We start from the raw sequence: 11,913 nt of genomic DNA on the forward strand, positions 1-11,913 counted from the left end.
ACAGCTATTTCCTTCATGCCTGTAGGTTCTAAGACGAACTGCGGATCCTCTACGGTCCCAGCACGCGCTCGGCGATATGCATTAATTCCGTGCACTGCATACGGATCGACACCGCAAGTTCGCGCATCCGATGCGCGCTGGAGTCGACAATCAGCGGCTGCATCCCTTCCTCGAGCCATTCCTTCATGCGGCCCTCGAGAGCGGGTGAGAGCGGCACCCGTCCCTTCACCACCTTGCTGTAGTGGCCCTGAGTTATTCCCAAGGCAGTGGCAATCTCGGCCTGGCTCCTGCCTAAACGGCGTCGGGCGACTTCGACCGAAATCGCCGAATCAGGTGTTGAGGGTATCATCGATGCATGATAAAATGCATATATGCATTCGTCTACCGCATCGTCCCATCAAAAGATCATCGCCATCATCGGTGGTGAGACGAAGTCGATGCACCTGCCGCCGCCGAACCAACGCGTTGGCAACGGCTGGCTTGAATGGGGCGGAGCCGACGAGATCGGCAGTCCCGCCTATTGGGCTTCGCAGGCATGGATGTGGGGGGAGGAGTACCCCACCCACTACAAACTCGGCAGGACGCTACGGGAAGAGCTGCTGGCATGCCTCCTCGGGGGCTACGGCATTCCAGCTGAAGTGGGACTTGCCGCCTACGAAAGACTGAACGCAGTAGATCGCGAGGACCCCGCCCGCCTGGAATGCACCGCAGCTGCGACGGAGCTGCTGTCCGCCCCCCTTCAGGTCGCCGGCCGACAAGTGCGCTATCGCTTTGCGGCCCAGAAGGGACGCTATGTCGCGGCCGCGCTTGCGGGCTTGGCTGCAGTCGACGAGGAGGCGGATGACGTGAACCTCCGCGATGCGCTCACAGCCCTTCCAGGGGTGGGACCGAAGACCGCCTCGTGGATCGTACGCAACTGGCGGGAATCAGACCGCGTCTCGATCCTCGACGTCCATATCGTCAGAGCCGCCCGTATGCTTCATCTCTTCGAGCCAGGGTGGCGGGTCGAGCGACAATACGGCCTGATGGAAGCGGCATACCTCAAGTTCGCTGCCGCGATAGGGTCGCGCGCCGCCCTCCTGGACTCGGTCATGTGGATGACGATGCGGCAACTTCCATTGTCGCTGATCGCGTCCTTCGTTCCACCAGGAATTAATTCAGAACGGATCATTCTTCCACGGGGTGCTACACCAATTCAATTGACCTTGCTCCAGTAACGCCTTCTACGTTGTCCTAAAGGGAGGATGACGCAGCAATGTCCGGTGGAAGCCCAAGTCCGACACCCACGCCCACGCCATCATGCAATGCCGTGCGGACGGCACCGCTCAACAGTCCGCAACCCGTGGTGGTGGCGCGACTGCGTATAAACGACCGTCTTTATGTTCACCTTGACAAGAGCACAGGACGAGCGATCCTTCAGGTAAGGGACTCCGCGGGTGTCGTTGCCGGGTCACTTACCTTCCTCGGGCATCTCTATCTAATAGACTGCATCGAGCAGGGTTACAGTTACGAAGCTGTCGTTCTTAGTATTTCCGGCGGCGCAGTACAGCTGCGGATCGAACCCGTATGACCACTGTCGTCGGCGGCGTATATCTAGAGCGCTGCATCGAGCCCAGCTGGCGCGAGGTATACGGATCGGCGGGCAGAGCCGCCGCGGCGATGAGCGGGGCGGTTCCCGGAGTGCGCCTCGTAACGTATCGGAGTGACCAGCTGGTCGACGGGCTGGCCAACCTTGAAGCTGCGTTCGGCCTTGAGGTGGATGGGCCAACGGTCGGGTTCGCGATCACCTTCGACTACACGCACTCGTTGGCGGTACCGCGCATCGTCCCCCGGCCCGACGCCGTGCATCAACAACCGCCGATCGAGGTCGAGGACGACATAGTCCTCCGGTTCGGCATGCTCGAGGGAACCGCCCGCATCCGTGCGCGGCGCGCCGTCTACGATCCGCAGTCCGCCTTCGACCCCCGCCCATTCGGCGAGAACGGCTCAGCGGCGGACGAGCTCGCCCTGATACTGAACCAGCGCGAGGCCACGTGCCTCACCGGCGAAGCGGACGCCACGTCGGCTGCCGAGGCTCTGCTGGCGCGCGGCGACGCGCAGGTGGTTGTGGTCAAGCGCGGTGGTCGTGGGGCGCTGGTCGCATCCAATTCCGGCTCAACCCTCGTCCCTGCCTACCGGAGCGCCAGCGTGTTCAAGCTGGGGTCCGGAGACGTCTTTTCGGCGTCGTTCACCCAATTCTGGGCGGTCGAGGGGCGCAGCCCTGCCGAAGCCACCGACCTCGCCTCACGCTCGACGTCGCGCTACTGCGAAACCATGTCCCTGCCGATCGCCAAAGCAGCTGACCTCGTGGACCTGAAGCCCGCGCCGGTCCGGTCCGCACCTGGGCGGGTGTACATCGCCGCTCCGTTCTTCAATCTGGCAGAACTGTGGTTGGTCGAGGAGCTGCGGGATCAGCTGCTCGCCGCCGGCGTCGATGTCTTTTCCCCCTTCCACGACGTCGGGCCCGGGAGCGCGGAGCACGTTGCACCGCTAGATCTGGCAGCGCTGGACGTATGCGACGCCGTTCTCGCCGTACTCAATGGCGGCGATGCAGGCACAATCTTCGAGATCGGCTATGCCACAGCTCGGGGCATTCCGATCGTCGCTCTCGCGCAGAACATGCGTCCCGAGGATATGAAGATGCCGGTGGGGTCCGGGTGCCACATCGTCACCGATGTCGTTTCGGCAATCTATCAGACGGTATGGCAGCTGCGTTGAGGGCCCTTCTGCTTTCCGGCGGCGTGGATTCGGTCGCGCTCGCGTTCTGGAAGAGACCTGAATTCGCCATCACCGTGGATTATGGACAGCGTGCCGCAGCGGCTGAGGTCGCCGTGTCCAGGCACGTCTGCATGCTACTCGGGATCGACCACGCCGTCGTAGCGGCGGACTGTTCCGCACTCGGTTCCGGTGACATGGCGGGCACCGCCCCCCTCCCCGACGCACCAGTGTCGGAATGGTGGCCGTTCCGCAACCAGCTCCTCGCGACACTCGCAGGCATGAGAGCGATCTCCCTGGGCGCGACGGAGCTGCTGCTTGGCTCGGTCGCCTCGGACAGCACTCATGTCGACGGGACCGCGCCCTTCTACGAGATACTCGACCAGCTGTTCCGGATGCAGGAAGGCGGGCTTCGCGTGACTGCCCCGGCGCTGGACCTGACCAGTACCGCACTCGCGCGCACCTCCGGCATCGGACGCGATCTGCTTGCCTGGGCGCACAGCTGCCATACGTCCGCGATCGCATGCGGCGCCTGCCGCGGGTGTTACAAGCATCAGCAGGTCATGGAGGAACTGTATGGCGATCCATACTGACGCTGAACCACTTCCGCGCTCCGTAGGCGACAGGCCGGGAATTCTGTTCGCGCCTCCTGGTGTCGATCCGCTACCGTCTCACGTCCATGTAACGCCTATCGACTTCTTCAATGTCCTGGCTTCCCGGCGGTCCAGAGTCGGTGACCGGGTTCCACCGGCACTACTCAGTTCCTTACTCTGGCACGTGACGCAGCTTCGCGAACGTCGCTTCGATGGGCGTTTCGGCCAGTGGGAGAGCCGACCTGGCCCCTCCGCCGGTGGCATTCATCCGATCCGCCTCATGACGATCCCCCTCGACACAAACGACGACGTCGGCATTTACGACGATGCCGTCCATTCCATGGCCCGACCACCTCGGGACGCCTCGGAGACGATCCGCCTGAACGCTGCAAGCGTCTCAGAGCTGACAGGAGCCGTCGCAGGCACGACGGTGCAATTTCTTGCGGACCCGACCCGGCTCGCCGCCTGCTACGTCAACCATGAAACGCTTCTCTGGCGCGACGCCGGCGCGATGACGGCAATCCTGTGCCTGACTGCGGAAGCGCTCGGCCTAACCGCAGTCCCGTTAGGCCGTCACGGCGACGAGATCGTGCAGAGCTGCGGGCTGCCGGCTCGTGTCAAAGGCGTGGGCGCCGTCCACATCGGGAGCCGCCCGCCCGCCGATCAGGGAATCGCAGATCCAGCACGGGACCATTCAGGGCGATGAGCAGCGTGGAAGCATCAATGATCTGGGCGGCCCGAAGGGAGAAGTGGAATCCTCAGAAGGAGGACGCACGTGACGGTCCCGCCACCGACTATGCGCGCGTCATCCACTCGGCCTCTTTCCGACGCCTGCAGGGAAAAACCCAGATCCTCAATCTGGGTGACAGCGACTTCTACCGTAACCGGCTCACCCATTCGATCGAGGTTGCGCAGATCGCCGGCGGGCTCGCTCGCCAGCTGGTGAAGGACTGTTCGGAACATCCGGCCTTCAACTGGATTCCGGAGCTAGCGATGATCCAAGCGATCGGCGCGACGCATGACCTTGGCCATCCCCCGTTCGGACACGGCGGCGAGTACGCCCTGAACTACGTCATGAGGAACGCCGGTGGGTTCGAGGGCAACGGTCAGACCCTGCGAATCCTGGCCCGTCTCGAGCGTTTCTCCGAGAACGCCGGCGCGAACCTCACGCGGAGAACCATGCTCGGTGTCCTCAAATATCCGGCGCCCTATCTCAGCATCCGCGATCCGGATACAGAACGGGCACCCCGACTTGCGAAGGATACGAGCGTCGTCCAGCTGCTAGATCGGGCGACCTGCAAGCCACCCAAATGCTACTTGGATACCGAACAGGACATCGTCGAGTGGCTGCTCGAACCGCTCACCACCTCTGATCGCACTCGTTTCACGAGCTGGGAAGCGATTCCAGGCAAACACGGTAGGACCCGGTACAAGTCCTTCGACTGCAGCATCATGGACCTTGCCGACGATATCGCCTTCGGCGTCCACGACCTCGAGGACGCGCTAGCCATGGGGCTGATGAACGCGGAAGACCTGCGGGCGGCGATCCCCGAGACCGTAGCGGGTTGCTTCCTTGATCGGCTCAAGGAGCGCTATCCAGACGAATTCGGCAACGACGTGCACGCCGGCTTTATCGCTGCGCTGGCTGACGACAGCCGTCGGAAACGGTGCATAAGCCGGATGGTACACCACTTCGTGACACACGTTCGGATCGAGACCGACGAGGAGTTTGAGGCTCCGCTTCTGCGCTACCGAGCGTCGCTTCCAGACGGTCAGCGCGCCTTCCTCGATGCGCTGAAGGATGCCGTTATGGTTAAGGTCATCCAGAGCGCATCCGTCCAGCATCTTGAATTCAAAGGCCAAGGCATGGTCGTCGCGGTCCACGACGCGCTGTCCTCCGACCCGGAGAAGCTGCTTCCCGAGTCCACTCGCGCACGCTATGAGAAGGCCGAAGATAAGCCCAGAGTGATTTGCGACCACATAGCGGGCATGACCGATGGCTTCCTGCTCAAGACCTACGAGCGCCTGTTCAGCCCGCGCATGGGATCAGTGTTTGATCGGATCTGAGGCGACATTGATCTCACTCGTGCAGATCGCACCGCTACCGCTACGAACCCTTTCGACACCAAGGCATATCATGGTGTGGTGGTGCCAATAGTGCCGGATCTCGCGAACGACTTCCCGCGAAGGAAACCCCACGACGCACCTGATCCAGCATCGAATGCCGTGATTTCCATAACGCGGCAGGTGCCGCATTGAGTCGAGTTGGCGCGCACGGCGGATGCTGGGTCGCTGCGTGCGCGTACTGGCACCCGAGGCGGCTTCAGCATTCTGGCGGTGATTGTCATCGAACATTTGACTGGCGCGGTTGGCGGTGTCCGCTTGAGGCCGTCACGGGTTGACGTCTACCGAGAACGATCATCGCGTCACTGTTTGGGCTCGCCGCATTTCTCTGCAGAGCTATGGACGCTGTCGCGCCAGCAAGCCACGAGGTCTCCTCGAAGCGCCGGATGATCAATCTGCGATATCTGCTTGAAACGCGCGACCGCGACCGTCTTCGTACATCCGGGCGCGGAGTAGTAGATGACCGGCCGCTCCGCGGTGCCCAGATTGCAGATTCGTGACGACTGGGCCGACGTAATGGGTGACGCCGTCACTCCTCCGCCAAGATGCAGACAATGGAGGGCGAAAAGGATGATGATGCGGTATCCGGGAGCGACGAACATCACGAACCACGCCAACACCACCGCGATCCAACCGATATATCGCGTGTACGGACCAGAGAAGCAGAATAGCTGCGGGAGGCAGGCCATTCCGGCCGCGATCACCAATGCGATGACAGGCTCGAAGACGATGCTGGTGACGACGTACAATTCCGCGGTGAGCATCGCGGAGGCCAACGTGGCGATGCCCACCCATAGACCGACATGAGCCGTCATCTTTGCGTAGCTGTCCCTCGGAAGGGCCTGCGGGCAGAACCGGATGACAGACGATCCTATGGCCACACCAGTCAGCACGGACGACGCCAGCACGAAAAGGACCGCCGAGGAGAAGAAAACTAGAATACCCATGACGGTCGTTCCGGCAAGACCGCCCACGAGGAAGGTGAGACGCGTACTTCTTGCGATCTCTCCACCGTCATGCAGACTTGACATGAGAGGGTGGACGCCGGTGAAGACCGCAGCCATCGCCGTGAGGGCGATCGTCAGAACTCCCCCTATGATCAGCAGGGAGCCCCAACTCCCGGTGAAGTCGATGGGTACCGCGGTCTGCCCGATGACGCTAAGATAGTCGTTCACCAGAACTGACGAGACGAAGCTCATCACCACCCATGTCGCACCCGCGAGCTTCAAGAGGAAGTCGAGTAGCGGTCCCCACCTAATGCTCTGGGCCAGTGCCGCCTCTGTCCGCGTCCTATCCTGCCCCAAGACATCCTCCTTCCGCCGCCAGCCGCCGGTCCACGGACTGTGATCGCAGCCGAAATTGACCGCCGTCCGCCCGTCGTTGCCAGAAACCAAGCCGCAGCCCGAGTGCCTAGTAATCGTCGCCGACGTTGCCCTTCAACTGTAGGTTGGGCGCGATGGGGAAAGCTACCGTGCCATACAGCATGACTTAGTTGCCAAAGCGAATGCTGGCGCCGAAAGTTGCGACGAGCCGCAGACTGTAGAGCGCCTCAACGCGGCCGCAGGCCTTGATCGCGGTATTGTCGAAAAGCCCGCTGTTGGCGTACCGTCAGGTGTTCCCGTCGCGGCAGCGTTCGTTGCCACCGTTGTCATAGTAGCGGCCGTTGTCCTCAGTGTAAACGAGCACGCCTCCAGCCGGAACCACCTTCAAGCCGCCTACGATCGGAATGGAGTGGCTAATCCGTATCTCGCCTCCCTCTCATCCATCGGCGCGGACACCGTTGGCCTCTAGGCCGATCTACGCAAAGGCAGGCGCCGAGACCGGCATCATAAACATCCATGGAAGATGGGTCCAAAATGGACGCATGGAAGGCACTTTCAAGTGAAAGGTCGACCATCCGGAGATGAACATTCACGAGGTGGCAACGTAGGAACGAATACGGTCAGTTTGTTCTTTAATCGCCGCCAAACAGCCGATTGCCTCGGGGCCTGAGCCGTTTCGATCCTTCCGGATCATGAACCGCAGACCATCGCCCCCCTTAGTCGGCTAATGCCATTGGGTCGAGTGACGACGAGGGTGGCGTCCGTCGTCACGGCCTCGTCTCCCATCGCCCGCACAATGGTGGTGTCAAAGACCCGTATCGTTAGGCCGAGAGCGATCCACGCATCGTAGGTGAAGGGAAAAAGTTCGCGCGCGTCCGGTGCAGGTTCCAGGACAATGACACGCCCGGCCACTCTCGTCATGCCCGTACGCCCGTTGGCGGCGAACAGGACCGGCCCGTTCCTTCGGGCCGACCAGTAACAGCCGGTCCCGTCCATGCCCGCCGCGCGCCAGTCGCGCATGGTGGTGGCTTGAAGCGGCCCGTTCCGCCTCACGGTCGCAGCGGACGGCGTTGCCGCCGTAGCGAGGCATGCCATCGTCATGAGCAGGGCCTTAAAACGCATAATCCCCTCCGTTCAGAACGCCGCGCCGGTCTTCTTCGGTACCAGCCGGTCGGCCGCCGCCATGACTGCGGCATCGTCCGCCTTCTCGGCGCGGGTGCCGCGGGTGGCGTTGATCGTGACGGCGTTCGAGGTATCGATGATGACCGTCGGCCCCTCGCTGAAGACGATGCTTTCGCCGCAGCGGTAGCCCGCGTCGCACCACGATCCCCGCAGCTCCGTGCCCACCATGGGACGTCCAAATTTGGCCGCCAGCTGCCTGCGCAACGCCGGCAGATCCACCGTCCTGCCGTCGATGCGGAGCGAGAAGTCGTCGACGATGGAGCCCGACTGCACCTGAGCGAAGTGGATCGTCAGGCCCTCGCCATTCGGCCCACGGCAATCGAACTGCATCGTGCCGGTGGTGTAGGGAACGGGACCGCGTGCACGGGTCCGGTCCTTGACTTCGGCGGCGACGCGAGCGGCGAAGTCGGCTTCGTTGCCGAACGGCTTGCAGGCGTAGTTCGCGGACGCGAGGGCAGTCCGGGCCTGTTCGATCGGCATGCCCAGACGGACGCCCGCGACGTCCATCCTCAACGGACTCATACCGGTGGCTGCCGGCTTGATGGGTGCGACCGGCGGCATCGGGATGGCGGCGGCGAGCAGGACGGCGATGGTGGAGATCATGGCGTGGTTCTTTCGGAAGATGGTGGATGAAGGTCGGAAGGAGATGCGTTTCAGCGCATCGACGGGGCGACAGGCCCGACGATGGCGGCGGCATCGGCGACCTGGCGAGCATCCGAGGCGCGGGAGGTGCCGAACCATCGCGGGATATCCTTGGTCGGCATTTTCCGCCGGTCCGTCACAGCGCCTCCCAGCCGTCGCTCGTCCGTACGAGCGCGACGGTCCTTTCCTCGGGCTGCGTGATCTTCGAGCGCACGTCCTCGGGCAGGCTCGGCAACGGTTCGACACCCCGATAGGTGAAGGTGACCTGCGACACCGTGCGGCCCAAGGCGTCGGCGGGATCGGTCCAGCGGACCACGTCGACGATCTCGCCCCTGGCGGCACAGACCCCCGGAAACGCGCGCATGCCGCTCGACGTCTTCGCGTCGACAGGTCGGAAGTACGCCTTGCCCCGGTCCGTCGGCGTGTAGCTGATCAGCGCCTGCCGGGTCAGCGGCAGAGTGAAGTCGGCACGTTTCGCCGGTGCGTTCAGTTCGGTGCGCGTCAGCAGACCGTCGCGTGCGGCCTCCTCGACCAACGTGCGGCTCCGTGCGTCGTCCGGGTCGGCCCCCTCGACGGGAGCGACCGGCACGATGATCGGGAAGGGCTGCGTCAGGCCGTCGTTCAGGCTCATGCGCTGGATCGGGATCGTGCGGCAGAAGATGTCGCTCACCATCGGTTCCAGCGCCTTGCGGAAGTTCGCATCGTTCGGCGTCTTCGTATCCGAGCAGGCGGACAGCACGAGCATGGCCGCCACCGTGCCGGCTTGCGTTAGAGTCGTGTGTTTCGTCGGTAACATGCGTGGTTTTCCTTTCCGATCGGGTATGGTCAGCGGATGGTCAGGGTCGCGAAGCCGGCGGTGTCGACGGCACCGGCGACGTGTCCGGCATCGAAGGCATGGGCGACGCCAAACCGGACCGAGGAGTTAGGCGACAGCGCACGGGACCATCCGAACTCGAGGTCCAGCTCCCGTGCGTCGGGGGTGAGATCGACGGCCCCGGACGTGGTCGTCAGCGTGCCGGAGACGAGATCGTACGACACCGGCATCAGCATCATGACGCGAGCGCTTTCGATGCGGAGCGGCGAGGATAGGCCGAACGTCGCGGTACCACCGAACAGACCGTGTGCGCCCTCCACCGCGAAGGCGGTGCCGATGACCGGACCGGTGAATCGCATCGTGTCAGATCCGCCCTCCACCCTGGTGGTGGCTGCGGTGACGCGTGCGGAGACGGGGATGCCGACGACCATACGTCGCACCGTAAGCGAGGCCATGGTGGTCCTCGCCCCACGCTGTCCAACACCGACGTCCTGGCTCATGCCCAGCACGCGGCCGCGTTCGACAAGATCGGACAGTTCGAAGCCGAAGCCGGACGGCATGGTGAGGGAGATGGAGCGCAACGATGCACGTCCGTCACGTGACGAACCAGACGAGAAGCCGGCGGACCAGCCGTTGCCGGACCATGCCGAGGACATGCCAACCGGGGCCGTGACGACCGCGCGCAGTGGAGATCCGGCGACGCCACCGCTACCGCCGACGACGACGTTCGCGCCCAACGTCACTGACTGGCCCGCGACGGGTGAGAACGAGACCATAGCCGGTCGGTTCGGGCGGGCCTGCCGCCAATAATCCGGAACGGTGGAAGTGAAGCCGAGACGAGCGTTGGTGCTCGTCGAGGCGGACGTCAGCCACGCCGGGTCGATCGGCGCGAGCATGCCGCCGGCCAGCAGCCCCGTGCCGCGCGTGCGGACGCCGGTCGCCGCCGTCATCCGGTAGTCGCGGCCGTAGCGGTCGAACACGGTCATGCCGCCGACGCTGCGGCCGATCACGGACGTGCCGCCGAACGGTGCCGACATGGTCAGCGAGGAGAACTTCGCCAGCGCAGTCTGCGCAGCGATGAAGGAACTGGCCGGCGCCTGCGCCTGCATCGCCGTCCCGACGTCGAGCAGTCCCACGCCGTATAGCTGGTCGACCCCCGGGGCACCGAGATCGGTGGCCGTGTCGAGAAGGATGCGACTGATCGTCTTGCCGCCGAGCTGCGGCCAGTACTGCTTGAGCAGGGCCGCCGCGCCGGCGATCGCAGGTGCCGCGAAGCTGTTGCCGGTGACGGTCGTGATGGAGCCGTCCTTGCCCACGACGTCGATGTTTGATGCGACGACCGCGAGGGTGCGATCCGCCAGCGCACCGGGGGTGCCGTTGCCGCTGGGGGCCTGCAAGTTCCGGTCGACACGGATGCCGAACAGGAACCAGTCCTTGTTGGTCATGTCGGTGCCGACCATGTTCTCGGTGACCTGACCCGCGAAACTGTCCTGGCCGACGTCGTTCGACACGGATTGGACGAACAGACGGTCGCTGGTCCGCACCAGATCCATCGCCTTGCGCTGCTCGATGGCGATCTGGCCGCCCGCGAAGCCGTTCAGGCTCATGCTGATGACGAACGCGCCCTTTTCGACCGCGTAGGTGATCGCGGGAGCGATCAGCGCCGAGTTCGGACCATTGCCTTCGGGAACGGGGCCGGACGTCGGACTGACGTTCGACATGTCCGGACCCGCGATCTTGAGCGCGAGCAGCGTCGCCTCCGGCGCCACGCCTTGCATACCCTTGGTGTCGCGGGCCGCCAGCGCGACCGATGCGGTGCCGCTGCCGTGACCATTGTTGTCCTTCAGGTCGTAGCGGACGATCTCCGCGTCGCAGGTGCCGCAGCGGGCGATCTTCTGGTCGAACGAGGTGCTGTCCGCCGAAATGCGGCCCTTGAACTCAGCCTCGTCGACATTGATGCCGGTGTCGATGACGGCGATCGTCACGCCCTTGCCGGTTATGCCCCGATCATAGGCATAGGCCGCCTTCATGCCGACCACGGCACCCGACGCCCTGTACTCAGTCGTATCCGCTGCCGAGGTCGGTGTGGGTGTCGGCACCGGAGTGGGCGTCACCGATGGGGTGGGAGCTGGCGCAACACCGCCCGCCGTGTTGACGCCGCCACCGCCGCCGCACGCGGCGAGCAGAATGGTCGCGGACACGACGGCCGAATTCCTGATGATGTCGAGCCGCCTGCTGCGGCATCCGATGAGTTCACCCACGCGCCAGTCCCCGTTCGCGTCGGTGCCGATCGGCTTCCCAGCCGGCGGCACCGCCCCTGTTGACGAGGCGGTGCCGGCCCAAAAGCCGGGGATTCAGAACCTGCAACGAGACAGGCGCGAGCGTCTTTAGACCTCCGAGGACGCCCTGGACATATAGGGTCGTTGCGGTGGCGGCGATCCAGGCAGAAGATGCCGAGGCGGATCGCGAAGCAAGGACCGCG

The 11,913-nt window shown here is 64.0% G+C and carries 11 protein-coding genes and 1 pseudogene; 5 read left to right on the forward strand and 7 right to left on the reverse strand.

The features are described from left to right. Nucleotides 1–49: 49 nt before the first annotated feature. Together LRP66_RS12465 and LRP66_RS18380 are read right to left on the reverse strand one after the other, a co-directional pair. Nucleotides 50–187, reverse strand: coding sequence for a hypothetical protein (locus LRP66_RS12465; RefSeq protein ID WP_230482923.1), 138 nt, complete (start codon nucleotides 185–187; stop codon nucleotides 50–52). 27 nt (nucleotides 188–214) lie between these two features. Then, nucleotides 215–349: pseudogene (locus tag LRP66_RS18380) on the reverse strand (helix-turn-helix domain-containing protein); the annotation flags it as partial. A 22-nt stretch (nucleotides 350–371) separates the two neighbouring features. Between LRP66_RS18380 and LRP66_RS12470 the strand changes: the two are divergent. From LRP66_RS12470 to LRP66_RS12490, 5 genes are all read left to right on the forward strand, one after another. Continuing rightward, nucleotides 372–1,217 carry an 8-oxoguanine DNA glycosylase gene (locus LRP66_RS12470; protein ID WP_230482924.1) on the forward strand — a complete coding sequence of 282 codons (846 nt, stop codon included), beginning with the start codon at nucleotides 372–374 and terminating at the stop codon, nucleotides 1,215–1,217. 349 nt (nucleotides 1,218–1,566) lie between these two features. Further along, nucleotides 1,567–2,757, forward strand: a complete 1,191-nt coding sequence (locus tag LRP66_RS12475) for a PfkB family carbohydrate kinase (RefSeq protein ID WP_230482925.1) — start codon at nucleotides 1,567–1,569, stop codon at nucleotides 2,755–2,757. After that, entirely contained in the window at nucleotides 2,754–3,347 is a 594-nt protein-coding gene (locus LRP66_RS12480; RefSeq protein ID WP_230482926.1) for a 7-cyano-7-deazaguanine synthase, read from the forward strand. The genes LRP66_RS12475 and LRP66_RS12480 overlap by 4 nt, the downstream gene beginning before the upstream one ends. Before the next feature lie 280 nt (nucleotides 3,348–3,627). Next, nucleotides 3,628–4,053 (forward strand): hypothetical protein, encoded by a 426-nt coding sequence (locus tag LRP66_RS12485; RefSeq protein WP_230482927.1) that lies wholly within the window; start codon nucleotides 3,628–3,630, stop codon nucleotides 4,051–4,053. A gap of 17 nt (nucleotides 4,054–4,070) precedes the next feature. After that, nucleotides 4,071–5,414 carry an anti-phage deoxyguanosine triphosphatase gene (locus LRP66_RS12490; protein ID WP_230482928.1) on the forward strand — a complete coding sequence of 448 codons (1,344 nt, stop codon included), beginning with the start codon at nucleotides 4,071–4,073 and terminating at the stop codon, nucleotides 5,412–5,414. A 359-nt stretch (nucleotides 5,415–5,773) separates the two neighbouring features. On the opposite strand, the gene LRP66_RS12495 is transcribed toward LRP66_RS12490, so the two are convergent. The 5 genes from LRP66_RS12495 to LRP66_RS12515 all read right to left on the reverse strand — a co-directional run bounded on the left by LRP66_RS12495 (nucleotide 5,774) and on the right by LRP66_RS12515 (nucleotide 11,692). Next, nucleotides 5,774–6,670: a hypothetical protein gene (locus LRP66_RS12495; protein ID WP_230482929.1), complete on the reverse strand. Its 897-nt coding sequence runs from the start codon at nucleotides 6,668–6,670 to the stop codon at nucleotides 5,774–5,776. 813 nt (nucleotides 6,671–7,483) lie between these two features. Next, nucleotides 7,484–7,915 (reverse strand): hypothetical protein, encoded by a 432-nt coding sequence (locus LRP66_RS12500; RefSeq protein WP_230482930.1) that lies wholly within the window; start codon nucleotides 7,913–7,915, stop codon nucleotides 7,484–7,486. 12 nt (nucleotides 7,916–7,927) lie between these two features. Then, the gene (locus LRP66_RS12505; RefSeq protein WP_230482931.1) at nucleotides 7,928–8,578 is read right to left on the reverse strand and encodes a hypothetical protein; all 651 of its coding nucleotides are present in this window, start codon (nucleotides 8,576–8,578) and stop codon (nucleotides 7,928–7,930) included. Between the two features lie 175 nt (nucleotides 8,579–8,753). Continuing rightward, a complete protein-coding gene (locus tag LRP66_RS12510; protein WP_230482932.1) occupies nucleotides 8,754–9,413 on the reverse strand; it encodes a hypothetical protein in 660 nt (219 codons plus the stop codon). A 29-nt stretch (nucleotides 9,414–9,442) separates the two neighbouring features. After that, nucleotides 9,443–11,692, reverse strand: coding sequence for a S8 family serine peptidase (locus LRP66_RS12515; protein ID WP_230482933.1), 2,250 nt, complete (start codon nucleotides 11,690–11,692; stop codon nucleotides 9,443–9,445). Nucleotides 11,693–11,913 lie beyond the last annotated feature (221 nt).

The organism is Sphingomonas sp. Leaf21 (genome assembly GCF_916858675.1).
In the GTDB taxonomy this organism is placed as follows: Bacteria; Pseudomonadota; Alphaproteobacteria; order Sphingomonadales; family Sphingomonadaceae; genus Sphingomonas.

Coding starts and splice junctions, on each gene's coding strand:
- LRP66_RS12495 (WP_230482929.1), bottom strand. CDS start 6,670: ATGAGCTTCGTCTCGTCAGTTCTGGTGAACGACTATCTTAGCGTCATC.
- LRP66_RS12505 (WP_230482931.1), bottom strand. CDS start 8,578: ATGATCTCCACCATCGCCGTCCTGCTCGCCGCCGCCATCCCGATGCCG.
- LRP66_RS12500 (WP_230482930.1), bottom strand. CDS start 7,915: ATGCGTTTTAAGGCCCTGCTCATGACGATGGCATGCCTCGCTACGGCG.
- LRP66_RS12475 (WP_230482925.1), top strand. CDS start 1,567: ATGACCACTGTCGTCGGCGGCGTATATCTAGAGCGCTGCATCGAGCCC.
- LRP66_RS12485 (WP_230482927.1), top strand. CDS start 3,628: ATGACGATCCCCCTCGACACAAACGACGACGTCGGCATTTACGACGAT.
- LRP66_RS12510 (WP_230482932.1), bottom strand. CDS start 9,413: ATGTTACCGACGAAACACACGACTCTAACGCAAGCCGGCACGGTGGCG.
- LRP66_RS12470 (WP_230482924.1), top strand. CDS start 372: ATGCATTCGTCTACCGCATCGTCCCATCAAAAGATCATCGCCATCATC.
- LRP66_RS12490 (WP_230482928.1), top strand. CDS start 4,071: ATGATCTGGGCGGCCCGAAGGGAGAAGTGGAATCCTCAGAAGGAGGAC.
- LRP66_RS12465 (WP_230482923.1), bottom strand. CDS start 187: ATGAAGGAATGGCTCGAGGAAGGGATGCAGCCGCTGATTGTCGACTCC.